Source organism: Raineya orbicola, from assembly GCF_002843425.1.
Lineage (GTDB): Bacteria > Bacteroidota > Bacteroidia > Cytophagales > Thermonemataceae > Raineya > Raineya orbicola.
In genome coordinates this window covers 14915-35893 of sequence record NZ_NKXO01000005.1, presented here as the reverse complement: position 1 = coordinate 35893, position 20979 = coordinate 14915, and the positions used below count along the sequence as shown (strand labels likewise).

Below are 20979 nucleotides of genomic sequence, written 5' to 3'. Positions count from 1 at the left end.
AATGAAATGCAGAGGCTTTTTTGATAGGTCTAAATCTCTTTCCAAATATCCCAAGCCGCTTCGGCTTGCAGGTAGAGCATCTCTAATCCGTTTTTAATTTTTGCTCCTCTTGCTTTGCCCTTTTGTAAAAAAAGTGTAAATTCGGGGTTATACACCAAATCGTAAAGGAAATGTTTCTGGTTTATGCTTTCATAAGGCAAAGGTGGGTAGGTATTGGTTTCAGGATACATTCCCAAAGGGGTTGTATTGATAATAAGCGAAGCGTTTTCTATGATTTGTGGGGTTAATTCTTCATATGAGAGCAAAGAAGTCCCCTTTTTCCTTGAAACAAGTTGAAAAGGGATTTGCAAGAATTCTAAAACTGCTTGTACAGCTTTACTTGCCCCGCCTGTACCCAAAATGAGAGCCTTTTTAGGTTTTTCGTCTTGCAAAAAATTTTGCAGTGAAACTAAAAAACCTTCGTAGTCTGTATTATAGCCTATCTTTTTGCCATTTTGGATAGCTATGGTATTGATAGCACCGATTTTTTGAGCATTTTCGCTTATTTCGTCTAAAAAAGGCAAAATTTGTTCTTTGTAAGGGATAGTAACGTTTAAGCCAATGAGTTCGGGGTGTTGGGTGAGGAGTTGGGAAAATTGTTGGATATTTTCCAATGGGTAAAGCTCATAGGAATAATCTTGTAAATTTTCACGCAAGAACTTTTCTTGAAAATATTTTTTTGAAAATGAATGAGTTAAGGGAAAACCAATCAGTCCAAGTTTTTTCATTGTAAAAAAATTTTTAAGAAAATATTTGGCAAGAAAGAAAAAGATTTCTACTTTTGCAACACGAAAAACGGAGCGGTAGTTCAGCTGGTTAGAATGCCTGCCTGTCACGCAGGAGGTCGCGGGTTCGAGCCCCGTCCGTTCCGCAAAGCCTTAAACATCACGTTTAAGGCTTTTTTCTTTTTATTCATAGCTATTTTCATATTTTTCGCTAATTTCACCACAAAATTATCAGGGTGTGTTAAACATTTTTCGTAGTAGTTCTATTTTTGGTACAATACTGCTGGCTTTACTTTTCGCAGTAATTCGTCTGCCTGCCGAATGGATAGGGGTGCCCCTCCTGCCTATTGAAGCTAAATTTCTGGCTTTGGGTGAAAAAATTGCCGAAGGAAATTGGATTTACATTGATATTTGGGACAATACTCCCATTTTACCTGCTTTCGTGTATGGCATTTCTTATTTTTTCTTTGGAAAAAGTGTAGTGCCTCTGCATATTTTGGCGAGCTTGCTGGTTTTTGTGCAAGCTATTCAGTGGAACTATTGGCTTATCAAGACCAAAATGTATCACGAAAGAAACCAAATTCCTGCACTGATTTATTTGCTTTTGGCTTCGCTTTGGTGGGACTGCTTCACGCTTACCCCCGAAATACTTGCCAATACCTTTTTGATTATTGCTTTGGGCAATTTGCTTTTACATCTTAACGAACAGTATCATTATCAGAAAGGCTTTGACATTGGTATTTATTTAGGTGTTGCAATATTATGCTACTTTCCAAGCATTTTTTGGCTTTTGGGGGTAATGTTTGTGTTTGCCACACTTTCGGGTACGCAGATTAGAGAGTATGTTTTACTTTGTTTGGGGGCTTTCTTGCCTTTTGCCTTGGTAGGACTTATTTTCTATTTCAAAGATGCTTTTGGGCAATTTGTGGAATTTTTTGCTTTCAGTGGTTTTTGGCTAAGCAAAGAATATGCGATGTCTTTTCTGCATTTTGCCATTTTTTTAGCTCTACCCACTATTTTTTTATTTTTTGGTGTTCTTTTTCTTTTGCAAAGTGGTGGTTTTATCAATTACCAGATACGCTCACAACAAGCACTCTTGTTTATGCTGATTTTTGGAGTTTTGGGTGTTTTCTTTACCCCCGAAATTTCCATACATAGTTTTGCTCCCTTTTGGGCAATAGTAGCGTTTTTTGTAGCTCATTTATTTTTGTTATTTAGAAGTAGGTGGTTGCGTGAAGTGCTTTTTGCATTTTTTTTACTGGTTTGTATAGGCTTGAACTATGTTTTTTTACTTCAAAAAATTCCTGCAAAGTGGCAAAAATATATTAGCCTTTTTGAAAATTTGCAAGTGCCTGATATTCAAAATGAAAAAATTTGGTTTTTGGGAAAAAGGTGGGAGTTTTACCTAAAAAATAAAGCCTCAACCCCATATTTTCACTACGAACTTGCTCAAAAACATTTACAATTCTTGGATTACTACGATATACAAGCTGAAATATACGATAGATTATCGCAAGATTTGCCTACAATTATTGCAGGCGAAAAAAATACCATTGAAAAAATATTCAAACGTTTGCCTGCTTTGGCTCAAAAATACGAATATCAAGGCGAGAAAGGCTGGTGGAAATTGAAAAGTATAGCCACGAATAATTAGATATGAAAAAAATCTTATTTTTATTTCCTTATCCTTCGGGAACAGCAGGTTCGCAACGCTTTCGTTTTGAGCAGTATTTAGACTTCTTGCGAGAAAAAGGTTTTCAAATTACCCTTAAACCCTTTTTAGATGAAAAAACTTGGCAAATTCTCTACAAACGAGGGCATACTTTGCAGAAAGTTTGGGGAATTTTACGAGGTTTCATCAGACGTTTGTGGCTTTTGTGGCAGATACCTCGCTATGATTATGTATTTGTGCATCGGGAGGCTACTCCCTTAGGATTTCCCTTGGTAGAATGGATTATTAGCAAAGTTTTTCGCAAAAAAATGATATTTGATTTTGATGATGCCATTTGGCTACCGAATACTTCGGAAGTTAATAAAATGATAGCTTGGCTCAAATTTCATCAAAAAACCGCTCTTATTTGTGCTTGGGCTTACAAAATTTCAGCAGGAAACCGCTTTTTAGCAGAATACGCCCAAAAATTCAACCCAAATGTTTTTATCAATCCCACTACCATTGATACTGAAAATTGGCATAATCCATATAGATTTCAGGTAAAAAAAAAACATTTACCCGTTATTGGCTGGACAGGCACGCATTCTACTATTCAGTATCTTGAACCGCTTTTACCGGTTTTAGCAAAAATTGCCAAGCAAAAAGCTTTTCTATTTCTTGTTATTTCCGATAAGCCCCCTAACTTTCAAATTTCCAATTTAGAATATATTTCTTGGCAAAAAGAAACTGAAATTCAAGACCTTATGCTTTTAGATATAGGCATAATGCCACTTGTAGATGATGAATGGGCAAGAGGAAAATGCGGATTCAAGGCTTTGCAATATATGGCTTTGGAAATTGTACCTGTCATCTCGCCTGTGGGGGTGAATACCGAAATTGTACAAAATGGCTACAATGGTTTTCTTTGTCAATGCGAGCAAGAATGGGAGCAAACATTGCTATTATTGCTTGAAAATACTGAATTGAGGAAAAATGTAGGCAAAAATGCCCGAATAACCATTCTTGAACGTTACTCGGTTGTTGCTAATCAGAAAAACTTTGAGCAATTTTTTGATTAAGTTTTTTAGAATATAAAATATTGAGGGCTATTAACTTGTTGCTAATTCTGCAATACACGCATATCCACAGGTACGAGTTTTGAAACGCCGGGGTCTTCGGGAAACATCGTAATGCCATACATTATATCTGTTGCCGCCATTGTACGTTTGTTGTGGGTAACAATAATAAACTGCGACTCTTCGGAAAACTTGCGAATAATATTTGTGAATTTATCCACGTTGGCATCATCAAGAGGAGCATCAACTTCATCAAAAATACAAAAGGGAGCAGGTTTAATGAGGTAAATCGCAAAAAGCAATGAGGTAGCTGTAAGCGTTTTCTCTCCGCCTGAAAGCTGATTGATAGTAAGCGGACGCTTACCTTTGGGTTTGGCAATAATATCAATAGGACTTTCCAAAGGGTTTTCAGGATTGACCAGCACCAAATCGCAGGTATCTTCTTCGGTGAAAAGCGAACGAAAAACTTTCTGAAAATTTTGTCGGATAGCCTCAAAAGTTGTCAAAAAGTTTTCACGAGCTACGGTGTCAATTTCTTGAATTGTTTCTAAAAGAGAATTTTTAGCTTTAAGTAAATCTTCTTTTTGAGCTAAAATGAAATCATTGCGTTCTTTAATTTCTTTGAATGCTTCCATAGCCATAGGGTTAATTGCCCCAATGGTATCTAACACATTTTTGAGTCTTTGTACTTCTTCTTTGAGTTCTGCTTCGTTTTTTTCGGAAATTTCTGCATTTTCATCGCTCATCAAAGCCTCTAAATCTACATTAAACTCCACAGAAAGCCGTTCTTTGATGCTTGCAAAAGATAACTTTGTTTCGTTAATTTTCGCATTGATTTCACCTATAATCAAATCTGTTTGCTCACGTTTTCTCTGCAATTCGCGTACTTCTTTTTCTAACCTTCCAATTTCACCTTGTAAGGCATAATATTCTTTTTCAATTTCATTGAGTTCTTTTTCTAAAACAGCTTTTTGCTCATACATCAAAAGAATTTTATCATCTTCGGATTCTTTGGTTTCTTCAAAGCCTTCAATTTCAAGGCTTACACGGCTTAATTCTTCATTGTTCTTTTGCAAACGATTTCGCAAAGCATCTAATGCACTTTCGTTGAATTTGATTTCCTGCTCAATACTTTGCACTCGGCTTTCTTGCTGATGATATTTCAGGTTTTGCTGATTAAAAACGCCTAATTTCTGTGATAGCAAATCATTGGCTTTTTGCAAAAGCTGATTTTTGGTAGTATGCTCTTCGCGTATAGCATACAATTCGGCTTCTGCTTGCTTGATTTGCGGTTCAAGGGCTTTGAGTTCGCTTTGGTACTCTTCCAAACGCTCTTGCAAACTTTCTAAATTTTCCGAGCCACTTTCAATAAGACTTTGAAGCTGTTCGGTTTTGGTGCGAAGCGTTATGAATTGCTCATTTTTTTTATGAAAAGCAATTTGCGTTTCTCGGATTTGCTCTTTGAAAGAGGCATTTTTCAAATCATTGATTTCGGCTTGCTTGGCTTGGCTTTGCTCTTGTAAATCTGCAATTTCGCTTTCTAATACTTCTATTTCTTTTTGTAGAGTTTCTAATTGTTTTTTTCTGCCGATGTTTTTTCCTTCAAAACTGCCTACCGAGCCTCCTGAAATACGTGCTTTCCGACTGACTATTTGGGCATCTTTGCTTATGAATATGCAATTGGGGTGTTTTTTTTGCAAGTCAGGAATAGCTTCCTTTTCTGCCAAAAAAACATTCTCAAACAAGTGAGTAAATAAGTTTTGATAAATAGGTTCAAATTCCAAAATTTCAAGAGCAGAAATACAATTTTGAGGTTTTGGAGTAGGTTTGTTTTCTTGGGTTATGCTTTCTAAAATGAAAAAATTAGCTTTTCCTTTTTCAGATTTTGTAAGCAAAGAAATCGCTTCGTAGGCTTCTTGCGGGGTTTTTACTACATAAAAACTTAATAAATTCTCTAAAAAAGCCTCTATGGCGGGCTTGTAGTCATCTTTGCAAGTAAAAATATCGGAAAGCAAAGGAGTTTGCGAAAAGAAATCTTGCTTTTTTAGGAATTTGATAGCTTCGGGGAAACCTTCTAAATTTTCTACCAAAGACTTTGTCAGTTTGTATTCGTTGCGTTTGGCATCAAGGAGGCGATTTTTTTGGATTAAAATCTCCTTGATTTCAGCATTTTCGTCTAAAAGGTCTTGCAAACGGTTTTGCAAGTCATTTTCATTAGTTTGTAGGCGTTCTAATTCACTTTTCAGGTCTTGCAATTCATTTTGAGATAGTTCCAGTTGCTCCTGAAAAAGTGCTAAATCTTCGTTTCTCTGCGTACCTTCGGATTTGGCTTTGGCGATTTCTTGCCCCAAAGATTTGACTTGGGTTTGCTTGATTTCGTATTGTTTGGTAAGGGAAAAGACTTGTTCTTGTTTGCTATTGAGCAAAGTGGAAAGTTCAGCAAATTCACCTTGAAGGGCATTTACTTTTTGTTGTTCGGCTTCGTATTCGGCTTTAATGCTTTGCAATTCCAGCCATAGTTCTTTCATCAACTTTTCGGCAGAGCCTCTTTCTACGAGCCAATTGCTAATTTGTCTCTGAATTTCTTGCTCACGTTCTTTGTCGTGTTCTATTTGTTCTTGGAGGTTTTTTTGTTTTTCATAAAGCATTTTGATGCGTTCTTGTCTGATTTTCTTTTCGTTTTCATACTGCCTGATTTCATTAAAAAATTCATTCACTTCCTTTTGTTTAGTTCTTACGGCTTCGCCTTGAAAGGCAAAATCATTTTTTTGTTTTTCTATAAGAGCTTCTTTTTCAGTAATTTGCGTTTGAATATGAAGTTTTTCGTCATTTTCTTTTTGCAATTGATTAGCCAAATGGAGCATCAGCTCGCGTTTATCGCTGACACTTTTTTTGGCAAGTTCAAGGCTGGCTTTTTTGTATTCTTCTTTGGTTTTGAAATACTTTTCAGTTCGCTTGGCTTCGCGTTCAAGGGTTTTGAGTTGTTTTTGTAGCTCAAAAAGCAAATCTTCTACGCGAGCTAAATCTTGGTCGGCATCTTCAAGTTTTTTGAGGGTTTCTTTTTTACGTATTTTGAATTTGGAAATACCTGCGGCTTCTTCAAAAAGATTGCGGCGAGAATTTTCTTTGTCGTTGAGAATATCATCAACCATTTTCAGCTCAATAATGGCATAACTATCGGGTCCGATACCTGTATCTAAAAAAAGGTTGTTGATGTCTTTAAGCCTGCAAGGTACGTTATTGAGCAAGTATTCGCTTTCACCTGTACGATATAAGCGGCGTGTAATGGTAACCTCCGAATACTCGGTGGCAAGAATATTTTTAGTATTTTTGAAAGTAAGCGAAACTTCGGCAAGGTTCAAGGGCTTTCGTTTTTTTGTACCATTGAAAATGATGTTTTCCATTTTATCAGAACGCAAAGCACGAGTTTTCTGCTCGCCAAGCACCCAACGGATAGCATCAACCACATTAGATTTGCCACAACCATTTTGCCCTACAATGCCTGTAACTCCTTCATCAAATAAAATGGTAACTTTATCGCCAAAGCTCTTAAAACCCTTGATTTCCAGTTTAGTTAGTAACATATTCTAAAACTTTTGGAAGGCAAAGTTAGAAAATTTTGCGAAAAGTCTTAATTTTAAGCCTCTTTCAAAATGCAAAATGTATGTTTAAGATTGGAATTTTGTTTTTTAGTTTGTTTATGCTAACCAAGCCTGCTTATCAACTATTTGATGCCAAAGGTAAAAAAGTAGAATACGCTTCCTTGCTTGCCGAAGCCGAAAAAGCCGATATTGTTTTTTTTGGTGAATTGCACAACAATTCTATTTGTCATTGGTTGCAACTACAATTGCTGAAAGATTTACACGCCAAGCAAGCAGGAAAGTTGGTATTAGGAGCAGAGATGTTTGAAGCAGATGACCAAATTGTGCTTGATGAATACGCAAATGGTTGGATAAAGGAAAATCATTTTACAAAAGAAGCCAAAATGTGGGATAATTACCGTACTGATTACAAACCTTTGTTGGATTTTGCCATCAAGCAGAAAATTCCATTTGTAGCCACGAATGTTCCTCGCAGGTATGCCAATATCGTTTCGCGTGAGGGTTTAGAGAGCTTGAATAAACTTTCTGCTGATGCCAAAAAATGGATAGCCCCTTTACCTATTGCTTTTGATGCTTCTTTGCCTGCTTATGCTGAAATGATGAAAATGGCTTCACACGGAGCAATGGGAGGGGGTAGCAGTAAGCCTGAATATTTTGCCCAAGCACAAGCTATTAAAGATGCAACGATGGCTCATTTTATTTTACAAAATTGGCAAAAAAATAAAATTTTCTTGCACTTCAATGGCTCGTACCATTCCGATAACTTTGAAGGAATTGTTTGGTATCTGAAACGCCAAAAACCTGACTTAAAAATTCTTACAATTAGCACCGTAGAACAGGAAAACTTACAAGAACTGCAAAAAGAACATCAAAATAAAGCCAATTTTATTTTAGTTTCGCCTGCGGATATGACGAAAACGTATTGAGTAGAATATTTGGCATTTTAATTTTCTAAAACTTCAAAATTTATGAAAAGCATACTCAAAGAGTTCAAGGAATTTGCCATCAAGGGCAATTTGATTGACCTTGCCGTAGGTTTTGTAATGGGTGCCGCATTCACCAAAGTTACTACCACTTTTATTCAAGGAATGGTAATGCCAGTGGTAGGTATGATTCAGGGTAAAGACCTGAAAGACTGGAAAATTGTACTCAAAAATGCTGTTGTTGAGAACGGAAAAGAGGTTTCCGCAGAGGTTTCTATCAAATATGGTGAATTTATTACCGTAACGATTGATTTTATATTAGTTGCTTTTGTAATGTTTTTAGTTGTAAAAGCGGTCAATGCTCTCAAAAAGAAAAAAGCTGAAGAACCCACTCCGCCACCTGCCCAAGAGGTCTTACTTACAGAGATTAGAGATTTGCTCAAACAAAAAAATTAAAATTTTCGCCTGTTTTCTCTAAAAATTCCTAAATTTGAAGCTCTAAAACTCAAAATGTTATGGGAAAAGGCGACATCAGAACCCGCAGAGGTAAAATTTGGCGTGGGACTTATGGTAAAACTCGTCCCAGCAAAAAGAAAAAAACACAAGAAACCTCAACCTCTGACAAACAAAAGCAAAACTAAAGCAAAAAGCCGAGCTAAACTCGGCTTTTTTTATACTTTCATTATTTCGGCTTCTTTGGTAGTCATTATTTCATCTAACTTGTGAATATAGCTATCAGTATATTTTTGCACGCTATCTTCAGCTTTTTTGATAGCATCTTCAGCGGCTCCTTCTTTTTGCAGTTTTCGTAAAGCCTCGTTGATTTCTTTGCGGGCATTTCGCACACTGATTTTGCCATTTTCTATTTCTTGCTTTACCTGCTTGACAAGCTGTTTGCGACGTTCTTCGGTGAGGGGGGGAATATTTAAGATAATCATTTCGCCGTTATTCTGTGGGTTGATGCCTAAATCACTATCTTTAATAGCTTTTTCAATCGCACTAATAGAGCCTTTTTCAAAAGGACGAATCGTAAGGGTTCGGGCATCGGGAGTGTTGATAGTAGCTATTTGGTTGATAGGCATATTTACACCGTAGTATTCAACCAAAATGCCGTCAAGCATACTGGGCATAGCTTTTCCCGCTCTAATTTTGGCAAGTTCGCTTTGCGTATGGGATACGGCTTTCTTCATCATTTCTTGGGCTTCGTCCAGATACATTTTAATTTCGTCTTCCATATTGCAATATATTTTAGTTTTGGGCAAATATACAAAAAGCAAATCAAAATGCTATGCAAAAGGATAATTTTTAGCTATTCAAGTCATTGTTTTTAAGGCTTCAGAAAGTAGCCTTTCTTTGGGAATAGGCACAACCCCTTGATATTCGCAAACAATGCCTCCTGCTAAATTAGAAAGTTCGGCAATGAATTTAGCAGGCAGTTGCAAGGCTACACAAAGAGCCGCTACGCTTACTACCGTATCGCCTGCTCCCGAAACATCAGCAATATTGCGTATATGTGCGGGAATGTGGTGCATTTCGTTTTCTGCGTAAATCAACACTCCTCTTTCCGAAAGGGTAGTCATTATGTATTTAGCAGAAAGTTTTTGTTGTAAAAGTTTTACGGCTTCTTTGATGGCATCAAGGTTATTGTTCTCAAAATCCATTTTCAGTCCATCTTTCAGTTCTTTCAGATTGGGCTTGAAAAGCGTAGAATGAACGTAGTAGTCAAAATTGCGTTTTTTGGGGTCAATGATAGTGGGAATATTAAGTTTTTGGGCAAGCTGTATGGTTTTTTCAATCAAATTTTTGGTAATAACTCCTTTGTCGTAATCTTCAAAAATAACAGCTTGCGTTTGGGGTAAAAGCATTTGAATTTTTTGCCATAAAAGTTTTTCTTCCTCCTCGTCAATGGGTTTATCCATTTCTGAATCTATGCGGAGCAGATGTTGCGAGGCGGCTAAAATACGATGCTTCACGGTCGTAATGCGATGCATACTTTGGGTAATACCTTCGGCAGAAAGCCCACAAATTTCTAACAAACGCAAAAACTTGTCGGCTTCATTATCATTGCCAATTACTGAGCACAGAATTGGTTTAGCTCCCAAAGATTGTAAGTTCAAGGCTACATTAGCCGCACCACCCAAGCGTTGCTCACGGCGTTGTACGTTCAGAATGGGAACGGGGGCTTCGGGTGAAATGCGTGTTACACTACCCCACAAGTATGAGTCTATCATCACATCACCAATTACAAGCACACGCAAGTCTTCAAAACTTTTGAAAATTTCTTGTACCGATTTCATTAGGGTATATTATTAAAATTTGCCCAAAATTAGATGAATTGTTAGCGAAAACAAATCGCTATTTCAAAATTTCTTAAATTTTCATACGAAAATTGCAAAAATTAGGATTTTTGTGCAGTAATTTGCTTGAAAAAAGATGTAATTTTATGCATATTTTCTCATATGAAATTTTATTTAATTTTATCCAAGCGGTTTTCATAAAAATAGGATTTTCGGAAAAAGAGGCTCTATTAGCTACCGAAGCCTTGCTCAAAGCCGACTTGCGAGGAATAGATTCTCACGGCATAGCTCGTCTTTCGGGCTATGTAAGACTATGGGAAGCTAAAAGATTGAACCCGCAACCGCAAATGAAAATTATTTATGAAACACCTACTACTGCCACCCTTGATGGCGATAGCGGTGTGGGCTTAGTGGTTGCTCAAAAAGCTATGGAAATAGCGATGCAAAAAGCAGAAACCTATGGAACAGGTTGGGTTGCAGTGCAAAATTCCAATCATTTTGGTATTGCAGGCTATCACGCAATGCTGGCTTTGCAGAAAAATATGATAGGCATTGCTCTTACCAATGCCAGTCCTTTGGTAGCACCTACTTTTTCCGTAGATAGACTTTTAGGCACTAATCCCATAGCGGTAGCTATTCCTGCCCAAACCGAACCGCCTTTCGTAGCAGACTTTGCCACCACCACCGCCGCCAATGGAAAACTTGAAATTTTAGAACGTAAAGGCGAAAATGCCCCTTGGGGTTGGTTACAAGATGCCGAAGGCAATATCACCACCGATACACAAGCACGCAAGAAAGGAGGAGCATTACTGCCATTGGGTAGCGATTATGAACACGGAAGTCATAAGGGTTATTGCTTGGGAGCTTTGGTAGATATTTTTTCAGGGGTTTTTTCAGGGGCAAATTATGCTTCTTGGGTGCCGCCTTTTGTCAGTTATTTATCCTTGCCTACAAATCCTGTGGGAAAGGGTATAGGGCATTTCTTGGGGGCTATTCGCATAGACGCTTTCCGCCCCAAAGAGGAATTTTTAAGCCATATGGATAATTGGATAAGGGCTTTTCGTAACGCCAAAGCCGTGAAAGATAAAAAAGTGCTTATTCCGGGCGATATTGAAAGAGAAACTGAAAAAGAAAGACTGCAAAGCGGTATTCCACTTATGCCAAGCGTAGTCGCTGACTTGAACAATTTGGCAGAGAAATTCCAAATTGACCCACTTGCAAACTGACAAAAAGTCTAATTTTGTTGATATTCAGCGTCTAAACTCTAATCATCTAACATCTACCTTCAAAATTGGCACTAATTTTGAGAAGGCTTTTTTGCTAACAATAAAACCCTTTTTTCTGCGTTTTTGTGTAAAAACCAAAATATTATCGCTATGAAAGATTTTAAGAAATTGTTGCTTGCGGCTCTTTTGGGCGGCGGTGTTTCAGCAGGAATTGTAAAAGTTTTTGAAAAACCTGCAGTTACCAAAATTGAAACCGTAGATGGTAACTATGCTCGTTCTGCTATTTATACAAAAGATGCGGAAGGAAATCTTATCCCTATTGATTTTACGGCTACTGCTGAAAAAGTAACGGGTGCAGTGGTGCATATCAAATCTACCAGTGTAAGTAGCACCAGCAACCGCGAAATGGAGATGTTTGAGTTTTTCTTTAATGACCCTTTTTTTGATAACCAAAGACCTTTTCAACGCAAACCTATGCCACGCGTAGGTACCGGCTCGGGGGTGATTATTGATGAAAAAGGGCATATTGTTACGAATAATCACGTTATCAAAGATGCTGATGAAGTAGAAGTGAGCTTGACAGATGGTAGAACTTTCAAAGCAACCGTTGTTGGTACAGACCCCACTACCGACCTTGCGGTTATCAAAATTAAAGCTGAAAATTTACCATACTTAAAATTCTATAATTCTGATAATGTGAAAGTTGGCGAATGGGTTCTTGCCGTAGGAAATCCTTTCAATTTAAATTCTACCGTTACGGCAGGTATTGTGAGTGCCAAAGCTCGCAATATTAACATCGTTCGTGAAAATTTTGCCATTGAGGCATTTATCCAAACTGATGCCGCTATTAACCCAGGTAACAGTGGAGGTGCTTTGGTAAATTTGAATGGTGATTTGATTGGTATCAATACAGCCATTGCAAGCCCTACAGGTGCTTATTCGGGATATGGTTTTGCAGTGCCTTCTAATTTGGTTGCCAAAGTAGTAGAAGATATTTTGCAGTATGGTGTAGTGCAAAGAGGCTTTTTGGGCGTGCAGTTGCAAAATGTTGATGGTAAAATTGCCAAAGAAAAAGATTTAGCAGTAACTAATGGAGCTTTGGTTGCCAAAGTAATGGATAACTCCGCTGCCGAAAAAGCAGGCATTAAAGAAAATGATGTAATTTTGGAAGTTGATGGTAAAAAAACCAATAATGTTTCCGAAGTACAAGAAATTATTGGTAGAAAGCGTCCCGGTGATGAAGTAAAAGTAAAAGTGAATAGAGAAGGTAAAGAAAGAGAGTTCAAAGTGGTGCTTCGTAACCAAGAAGGTAAAGCAGAAAAAGTAGCCAAATCTGATAGCAAAGATTTACAGAGTCTTTTAGGAGCGAAGTTAGAAGCGATTGATGAAAAAACTGCTAAAAAATTAGGAATACAGGGAGGCATAAAAGTAACAGAACTTGGCAACGGCAAACTTCGCCGAAATACCAATATGCGTGAAGGTTTTATTATCACCAAAGTAGATAAAAAACCTGTGAAAACACTTAAAGACCTTGAAAAAGCTCTTGAAAAAGCCGAAGGCGGCGTAATGCTTGAAGGCATCTATGAAGATATTGACGGCACATTCTTTTACGCTTTTGGCTTATAAAAAATCTCTTTTGAAATTTTTCGCTAAACTTCCCGAAATTCGTAACTTTCGGGAAGTTTTTTTATGAACTTTTTGAACCCCAAGCTATGCTTCGCCTGAATATTCCTGAAATTGAGCTTCAAAAACTTCAAAACGAACTTTCGGGAGATTTTTTCTTTGATGATACAATGCGGAGGCTTTATGCTACTGATGCCTCGGTGTATCGTCAAATTCCTTTGGCAGTTGCTTATCCCAAGAATACAGAAGATTTGAAAAAACTTTTAGCCTTTGCCCGAAAGCATAAAACTTCGCTTATTCCTCGTACAGCGGGCACTTCATTGGCGGGGCAGGTAGTCGGAACGGGCATAGTGTTGGATATGAGCCGATATTTTACAAAAATTTTAGAAGTCAATGAGCAGGAAAAATGGTGCAGAGTGGAGCCGGGCGTTATTCGCAACGATTTGAATGCTTACTTAAAGCCTTATGGTTTATTTTTTGCCCCCGAAACCGCCACGCAAACGCGTGCTATGATTGGCGGAATGGTAGGAAATAACTCCTGTGGTTCTAATTCCATTATTTATGGAAGTACTCGCGAACACGTTTTAGAAGTTAAGGGCTTACTTGCTAGCGGCAAAGAAGTTACTTTCAATGCCTTTTCAGACGTCCCCTTTTCAAAGGAGAGCGTTATAGAAAGTGAGGTCTTACAACTTATTCAACTTTTGCAAATACCTAAAAATCAAGTTATTATTCGTGATAATTTTCCCAAACCTTCTATTCCTCGCAGAAATACAGGTTACGCTTTGGATATTTTGCTGAATTCTTCGCTTCTTGACCCCCAAAGCAAAGAACCTTTCAATATAGCTAAATTGATTTGCGGTTCGGAAGGAACGCTGATGATTATTACAGAAATCAAGCTCAATTTGGTAGAATTGCCCCCTACGCATAAGGCTCTTGTGTGCATTCATACGCAAAGCATTGATGAGGCTTTACGGGCTAATCTTGTAGCAGTGCAGTATAATCCTTCGGCTTCCGAACTCATTGACCACTACATTTTAGAATGTACGAAAACCAATATTCAACAGCAACAAAACCGCTTTTTTGTGCAAGGCGACCCGCAAGCCATTCTTGCCGTAGAACTATTTGGCAAAGATGAAAACGAGTTGCAAAGTAAAATTTCGGCAATGATAGCTCATCTACAAAGAGAAAATTTAGGCTATCATTTTCCTGTGGTAAAAGGGGAAGATATTGCCAAAGTTTGGGCTTTGCGTAATGCAGGATTGGGGCTTCTTTCCAACCTTGCAGGCGATGCCAAACCTGTTTGTTTTGTAGAAGATACTGCCGTTGATGTGCAGGATTTGCCCGAATACATCAGAGAGTTTAACGAAATATTGAAAAAATATGGTAAATATTCGGTGCATTATGCACACGCAGGCACGGGTGAGTTGCACTTACGACCCATTCTGAATTTGAAAGATGTGGAAGATAGAAAAATTTTTCGGGCTATTGCCCAAGAAACTGCTGAACTTGTAAAAAAATACAAAGGTTCGCTTTCAGGCGAACACGGCGATGGCAGAGTACGAGGAGAGTTTATTAAAATGATGGTAGGGGAGGAGTGTTACGAACTTTTCCGTCAAGTAAAACGTATTTTTGACCCCGAGAATATTCTCAATCCTAATAAAATTGTAGATACCTTGCCAATGGATACGGACTTACGTTACGAGGCGGGGCAAAAAACACGCGAAATTCCTACGATTTTCAACTTTGAAAAAGAGCAAGGTATCTTGCGAATGGCTGAAAAGTGCAATGGCTCGGGTGATTGCCGAAAAACAGAAATTACAGGCGGTACGATGTGTCCGAGTTATATGGCAACTCGTAACGAAAAAGACACCACCCGAGCCCGAGCGAATATTTTGCGTGAAATTCTGACGCATTCTACCAAAAGCAACCCTTTTGATAGCGAGCAAATTAAGCAGGTAATGGATTTATGTTTGAGTTGTAAGGGTTGCAAAGCGGAATGTCCTTCTAATGTAGATGTAGGCAAAATGAAAGCTGAATTTCTGCAACATTATTACGATGCCAATGGCGTGCCTTTTCGTACTAAACTGATTGCTAATTTTACCAAAAGCACGCATTTCGCTTCTAAATTTCCAAATTTTTACAATTTTTTGGTAACAAATTCTTTCACCTCTAAAATTTTCAAAAAAATTGCAGGCTTTGCTCCTGAACGTTCTTTGCCTACTTTGCACAAATTTACCCTACGAGAGTGGTTTGCTAAACACCGACACAAGAAGCAAGACACAGGCTACAAGACTATTGGGGCTGTTATTTTATTTTGTGATGAATTTACAAACTACAATGATGTAGAAGTGGGCATTAAAACGATAGAACTTTTAGAGGCTTTGGGTTATGAAGTAAAGATGCCTTTGTGCGAGGAAAGTGGCAGAACCTATCTTTCCAAAGGGCTTTTGCGAAAAGCCAAGCAAATTGCAGAAAGAAATGTAAAAATTTTCAAGGATTTGGTTTCTGAAAAGACGGTTTTGGTGGGAATAGAGCCTTCGGCAATTCTTACGTTCCGTGATGAATATTTGGATTTGGTAGATAAAGACCTTCTGCCTGATGCTCAAAAAATTGCTCAAAATACTTTTTTGCTTGATGAGTTTTTAGCCACTGAAATAGATAAAGGCAATATCCGAGCCGAGCAGTTCAGCGATGAGCCTAAAATCTTAAAACTGCACGGACATTGCCACCAAAAAGCTCTTTCTAATTTGGTTTATACGAAAAAGGTTCTCTCTTTACCCCGAAACTATCAGATGCAACTTATTCAGAGTGGTTGTTGTGGTATGGCGGGTAGTTTTGGTTACGAAAAAGAACATTATGAAGTTTCAATGAAAATTGGTGAGTTGGTGCTTTTTCCCGAAATCCGAAAAACTGATGAAAAAACTATTATTGTAGCAAGTGGTACGAGTTGCCGTCATCAAATTAAAGATGGTACAGGTAAAAAAGCCTACCACTTGGCAGAAGTAATGTGGCAGGCTTTGAGGAGGTAGTAGAAAAAAAAATTGAAATATTCAATAGTAAGAAATGTTTGTATTAGATGAAAACATTCTTTTGCCGATTATCAATATTTCGTGAGAAGTTTTAATGTTTCGATTATCATAGTTTCGTGTTTTTCTATTTTTACCTATTCTGGTTTCGCCTTGTCCCATTGTGTATTGCCAAGCAATTTCAATAATTTCAAAATCTTTGTAAGTTTCTCTAATCCAAGAACAATCATTGTAAGATAAAACAAAGCCACCTTGATGCTTTTTGAGCAGTTCAGCTAATAATTCGTGCTTAAATCCGTTATGATGTACAGGAAAATTTCGCATAGGATATATTCCTCTAAACATTTTGCTATCACCTTCCAAAAAATAAGGAGGGTCTAAATATAAAAAGTCTTTTTTATGTTTAGGAATACTTGTTTCAAAACTTTCTCTATACACCTGTAACTTAGGAACATTGAAATTCTTAACTTTTTCAAGCATAGCTTCGTATCTGTTTTTATCTGTGTAAATAGAGGACATCCAGCCTAAAAATCCTGGTCCATAGCTCAAATTATGGTTGAAATAGTAAAAAGTGGCTAATTCCAATTCGGAGTAATTGTTTGGCAATAAACCGTCTTTTTTATTCCAAATTTCTTTTAACAAATTTTTAATACGTTCGTATTCTTCTTTTGTATTTGGGATTTGAGATAGCTTTTTATACAATTCTTGGGGATATTTGATTTGTACTTGCCAATAGTTTACTAACAGCTCAAAAATATCATAAGCAACGACTTCAATTTCTAATTCTTTTGCAAGAGCAATTTCAACGCTTCCACCACCAATGAAAGGACTTACTACTCTTTCTACGTTATCAGGGATATATTCTAATATACTGCCCACTGCCAAAGATTTTCCCCCGCCGTATCTTAAAGGACTGCCTAAATATCTTTTGTAACCTTTGGAAGTTTTTAAGCTGTTCAAAAGTAAAGTTTTGCGGGAGTAATGAGAATCCTGTAAAATTTCGTCAATAAGCCACTGAGAGGAGTTAGTTTGAGTATTAGAACTAAAATCCTCAAATAGATTTAGCTGAGAAATTGACCTATCGTTTTTATGCACTTTGCCATTTTTCATTGATAGAACTTGTTTTTGTAAAATAACAAAAACAAACTTCCCAAAAGTTTGGGCTTTTGGGAAGTTTTTGTTACGCACCTTGTCCCGTGGAGAAGGCATCAACGCCGTCAATCGTACAGAGATTTTCAGTTTTGATAATCTGAAAACCTGCTTCGGTTACTTTGCGTTGCAACTCAATAATATCCTGATAAGAAACAGGAGAACCATTTCCTTTGAAGCGGCAACGCCAGTGGTCGGTACAGAAAGTTTCGGGCAAGCCATTAGGATATACTTTTACACCTCTGTTGGTAATCATAGTGAGATGCAGTTCGTTTTGTTTGATTTGCTCTATGGCTTTGCCTAATTTTTCTGCATTTCTGTCGTTGCAATGCAAAAATAAATCTACGCCGATAGTTTCCATTTTTACAGGTTGAGCAGGCTTCAACTTTACTTGTATAGTCTTTTTGGCATTAGAGTAATCTACGGCTTTGAGTTTAGAAGGCTTTTGCCCCAAACGTTCAATCACAGCATCAGCAAATTCTTTCGTACCAACTTTTTGGGTGCTTACGCCTTCTTTGAATATATCGTAGGTATGAATACCGTCTTCAAGAGTTTTGAGCCAAGCGTTATGTACTTTTTCGGCAATATCGCCTTGTCCGATATGCACAAGCATTTGCACTGCTCCCAAGAGCAATCCCGAAGGGTTAGCCAAATTTTGCCCTGCTCTGCGAGGTGCTGAGCCGTGAATAGCCTCAAACATAGCGACTTCTTCGCCAATATTTGCTGAACCTGCCAATCCTACCGAACCTGCAATTTGAGCGGCAACATCAGAAAGAATATCCCCATACAAATTAGGTAACACTACTACATCAAAGGCTTCGGGAGTATCGGCGAGCTTGGCGGCACCAATATCTACAATCCAATGTTCTTTTTCAATTTCAGGGTATTCGGCACCGATTTCATCAAAAACTTTATGAAAAAGCCCATCAGTTTGCTTCATAATGTTGTCTTTGGTGAAGCAAGTAACTTTCTTTCTGCCATACTGACGAGCATACTCAAAAGCATAACGGATAATTTTTTCTGTACCCGGACGAGTAATAATTTTTATACACTGCACTACTTCGGGGGTTTGTTGATGCTCAATACCTGCATAAAGGTCTTCTTCATTTTCACGAATGATAACTACGTCCATTACAGGGTGTTTGGTATCTACGTAAGGAGCATAAGAAACACAAGGACGTACATTGGCATACAAACCAAGCATTTTACGAGTAGTAACGTTCAAACTTTTGAAACCGCCACCTTGGGGGGTAGTAATAGGAGCTTTCAAAAAAACTTTTGTTCTACGGAGTGATTCCCAAGCACTATCATCAATACCTGCTGGGTTGCCACGTAAATATACCTTTTCTCCAATTTCAATGACTTCGGGTTTTATTTTAGCTCCTGCCGCCATAATAATTCGTAAAGTGGCGTCCATAATCTCAGGACCGATGCCATCGCCGTAAGCTACCGTAATAGGTGTGAGTTCTTGCATACTTGTTTATTTTTTAAGTCCAACATTTGGCACGCAAATTAAAACTATTTTCAGATTTTTAGGGGATTTGGAAAGGATTTTTTTGAAATTTTTACTCTACTAAAAGAATAATGGCATTAAAAGTGCTGTATTTGAACAAAAAACTTTGCTTTTGAGTTAAAATCATAAAATACTTTTATACAATGAAAAAACTGACTGCGTTTAGTCTTATTTTTCCGATTTTTTCAGTTATTTATGCTCAAATAGAACCCCGAGCAGTGGGTTACTACAACGATGCTCTTATTTTTGCCCAAAACACTATGCCAATGGGAACAGCACGAACCCAAGCATTAGGAGGTACAGGGGTTACTATGGGAGCCGACTTGTACTCTTGCATTCTAAACCCTGCGGGTTTAGGGCTTGCTAAACGTGGTCAGGTGACTTTGGGTTTGGGAATGAATAATTTTGGTGCAAGTACCGACTATATCAGCAAGACTATTGAGGATAGTTATAGCTTTCTTAAACTCAATCATTTTGGTTGGATTTCGCCTCTGACTACCAGCACAGAAAATAGTGGAAATTCTTTGAGTAGTGGCAGTATAGCCGTTTCTATTACGAGGAGCAACAACTACCAAAAACGCTTTGAATATGAGGGTATCAATACGCGTAGTACAATGGCGGATAGATTTAGCTTTTTAGCCGATGGTATTCACGCAAGGGTTTTTGAGAATGAAGCCGCCACAGGGGAAATTTATGATTTGGCGTCGCTTGCTTATGCTACTTTTGTTATCAATCCTTATGTCAATGATAGCACTTCGTATTACACCGAATTTAGAGATATAAATGATAACTTGGTCGCTCCTATTCGTCAGCGGGAAAGCTATCGGGTGCGTGGAGGCGAAACGATGATAAATATTTCTTACGGGTCAAGTATCAATGATAAATTTTATTGGGGGGCAGGTTTTGGTATTGGCAGTATTCGTTACAAACTTTCAAGCATTTACGAAGAAAACCTGACTCGCCAAGCCACGGTCAATGAATTACAATCTTTTAGCTTAACTAACCAACGTAGTGTAACAGGTGGGGGAGTGAATTTCAATTTTGGATTTATTTATCGTCCTGTGGAGATGTTTAGAATAGGAGGCTCGGTACAATCTCCCACGGCTTACTTACTTACCGAAATAGATGATAATGAAATGACTGCAACTTTTGCAGGTTCATCTTTTCAACCTGCTACCGCCCGAATGGTGCAGAGCCAGTTAGATTACAATTTTGTTTCTCCTTGGCGTTTGAATACGGGTATTTTGGTGCAGTTCAAAAAATTTGGTTTTTTCACTGCTGAGGCAGAATGGGTAACCTATGGCGGAATGAACCTTAGTACAGATGTAGATGTACAAGGTTTTAGTTTAGATGCTGATAACCGAACTATCAAAAACCTATACAAGACAGCTCTTAATTTGCGAGCAGGTTTGGAGGGGCGTACGGGTATATTTCGTGGAAGGTTGGGAGTTGCATATTTCCAAGACCCCTATAAAATTAAACTTGATGACTTGAACCGAAATATTATGAGTTACACAGGCGGTATCGGCATATTTTCTAAAAATAGTGCCATAGATTTGGCAGTTACTTACACAGCTTATAGAAGCATTTACACGCCTTACACCTTACCTAATCCTGATTTTTATTATTCGGCGGAAAGCAAAAATAGTATGCTTGCTATTTTGTTAGGACTTACTTTGTTTTTCTAATTTCTGCATAAAAACCTTTACAACTATGAGCCATCTTACAGAAATTCCAGATTTACGAGAAAAAGTAATTGAAGCTATCAAAACCATTTACGACCCTGAAATTCCTGTGGATATTTGGGAATTGGGTTTGATTTATGACCTGAAAATTTTTCCTATCAACAATGTGTATGTACAGATGACGCTTACTTCGCCTAATTGCCCTTCGGCTGAAATGCTCCCGCAAGAAGTAAAAGATAAAATCAAGGCAATTGAAGGAGTGAATGATGTAGAACTTGAACTCACCTTTGACCCGCCCTACACTACCGATATGATGAGCGAAGTAGCAAAATTAGAACTGGGATTTTTGTAATTTCAAAAACAAATGAATGAATTTTAATTTTTATTGCTTTTTGGCAAGATATTTGTTATTTTTGCATTGAAATTTTGTAAAACTTAAAATAA

At 37.8% G+C, this 20979-nt stretch carries 15 protein-coding genes, 1 tRNA gene and 1 pseudogene; 11 read left to right on the top strand and 6 right to left on the bottom strand.

Features of this window, described 5'->3' with window-relative positions; translation table 11 throughout:
- Window positions 1–29: 29 nt before the first annotated feature.
- On the bottom strand, window positions 30–767 hold the full coding sequence (locus Rain11_RS02200) for a shikimate dehydrogenase family protein (RefSeq protein ID WP_101357697.1): 738 nt from the start codon (window positions 765–767) through the stop codon (window positions 30–32).
- 69 nt (window positions 768–836) lie between these two features.
- Here Rain11_RS02200 and Rain11_RS02195 point away from each other — a divergent pair.
- From Rain11_RS02195 to Rain11_RS02185, 3 genes are all read left to right on the top strand, one after another.
- Window positions 837–910: transfer RNA gene (locus tag Rain11_RS02195), tRNA-Asp, on the top strand.
- A 92-nt stretch (window positions 911–1002) separates the two neighbouring features.
- The gene (locus Rain11_RS02190; protein WP_101357696.1) at window positions 1003–2418 is read left to right on the top strand and encodes a hypothetical protein; all 1416 of its coding nucleotides are present in this window, start codon (window positions 1003–1005) and stop codon (window positions 2416–2418) included.
- 2 nt (window positions 2419–2420) lie between these two features.
- Window positions 2421–3494: a glycosyltransferase gene (locus tag Rain11_RS02185; RefSeq protein WP_101357695.1), complete on the top strand. Its 1074-nt coding sequence runs from the start codon at window positions 2421–2423 to the stop codon at window positions 3492–3494.
- A 41-nt stretch (window positions 3495–3535) separates the two neighbouring features.
- On the opposite strand, the gene smc is transcribed toward Rain11_RS02185, so the two are convergent.
- A complete protein-coding gene (gene smc / locus Rain11_RS02180; RefSeq protein WP_101357694.1) occupies window positions 3536–7075 on the bottom strand; it encodes a chromosome segregation protein SMC in 3540 nt (1179 codons plus the stop codon).
- Between the two features lie 80 nt (window positions 7076–7155).
- Between smc and Rain11_RS02175 the strand changes: the two genes are divergently transcribed.
- The 3 genes and pseudogenes from Rain11_RS02175 to Rain11_RS14040 form a co-directional block, all read left to right on the top strand.
- Window positions 7156–8019 (top strand): ChaN family lipoprotein, encoded by an 864-nt coding sequence (locus Rain11_RS02175; RefSeq protein WP_101357693.1) that lies wholly within the window; start codon window positions 7156–7158, stop codon window positions 8017–8019.
- A gap of 42 nt (window positions 8020–8061) precedes the next feature.
- The gene (mscL, locus tag Rain11_RS02170; protein ID WP_101357692.1) at window positions 8062–8472 is read left to right on the top strand and encodes a large-conductance mechanosensitive channel protein MscL; all 411 of its coding nucleotides are present in this window, start codon (window positions 8062–8064) and stop codon (window positions 8470–8472) included.
- 59 nt (window positions 8473–8531) lie between these two features.
- Window positions 8532–8612 (top strand): annotated as a pseudogene (locus Rain11_RS14040) (30S ribosomal protein THX); the annotation flags it as partial.
- 75 nt (window positions 8613–8687) lie between these two features.
- Here the strand turns inward: Rain11_RS14040 and frr are convergent.
- Both frr and Rain11_RS02155 read right to left on the bottom strand, forming a co-directional pair.
- Window positions 8688–9251, bottom strand: coding sequence for a ribosome recycling factor (gene frr, locus Rain11_RS02160; RefSeq protein WP_101357690.1), 564 nt, complete (start codon window positions 9249–9251; stop codon window positions 8688–8690).
- A gap of 78 nt (window positions 9252–9329) precedes the next feature.
- Window positions 9330–10313 (bottom strand): bifunctional heptose 7-phosphate kinase/heptose 1-phosphate adenyltransferase, encoded by a 984-nt coding sequence (locus Rain11_RS02155; protein ID WP_101357689.1) that lies wholly within the window; start codon window positions 10311–10313, stop codon window positions 9330–9332.
- Window positions 10314–10459: 146 nt separating this feature from the next.
- Here Rain11_RS02155 and Rain11_RS02150 point away from each other — a divergent pair, with 146 nt between their 5' ends.
- From Rain11_RS02150 to Rain11_RS02140, 3 genes are all read left to right on the top strand, one after another.
- The gene (locus Rain11_RS02150) at window positions 10460–11539 is read left to right on the top strand and encodes an Ldh family oxidoreductase (RefSeq protein WP_101357688.1); all 1080 of its coding nucleotides are present in this window, start codon (window positions 10460–10462) and stop codon (window positions 11537–11539) included.
- Window positions 11540–11689: 150 nt separating this feature from the next.
- Entirely contained in the window at window positions 11690–13165 is a 1476-nt protein-coding gene (locus Rain11_RS02145) for a Do family serine endopeptidase (protein WP_101357687.1), read from the top strand.
- Between the two features lie 86 nt (window positions 13166–13251).
- Window positions 13252–16191 (top strand): FAD-binding and (Fe-S)-binding domain-containing protein, encoded by a 2940-nt coding sequence (locus tag Rain11_RS02140; RefSeq protein WP_101357686.1) that lies wholly within the window; start codon window positions 13252–13254, stop codon window positions 16189–16191.
- 21 nt (window positions 16192–16212) lie between these two features.
- On the opposite strand, the gene Rain11_RS02135 is transcribed toward Rain11_RS02140, so the two are convergent.
- The gene (locus Rain11_RS02135; protein ID WP_101357685.1) at window positions 16213–17298 is read right to left on the bottom strand and encodes a DNA adenine methylase; all 1086 of its coding nucleotides are present in this window, start codon (window positions 17296–17298) and stop codon (window positions 16213–16215) included.
- A 70-nt stretch (window positions 17299–17368) separates the two neighbouring features.
- Window positions 17369–18811 (bottom strand): NADP-dependent isocitrate dehydrogenase, encoded by a 1443-nt coding sequence (locus tag Rain11_RS02130; protein WP_101357684.1) that lies wholly within the window; start codon window positions 18809–18811, stop codon window positions 17369–17371.
- 182 nt (window positions 18812–18993) lie between these two features.
- Here Rain11_RS02130 and Rain11_RS02125 point away from each other — a divergent pair, with 182 nt between their 5' ends.
- Window positions 18994–20538, top strand: a complete 1545-nt coding sequence (locus Rain11_RS02125; RefSeq protein ID WP_101357683.1) for a hypothetical protein — start codon at window positions 18994–18996, stop codon at window positions 20536–20538.
- A 25-nt stretch (window positions 20539–20563) separates the two neighbouring features.
- Window positions 20564–20887: a DUF59 domain-containing protein gene (locus Rain11_RS02120; protein ID WP_101357682.1), complete on the top strand. Its 324-nt coding sequence runs from the start codon at window positions 20564–20566 to the stop codon at window positions 20885–20887.
- Window positions 20888–20979 lie beyond the last annotated feature (92 nt).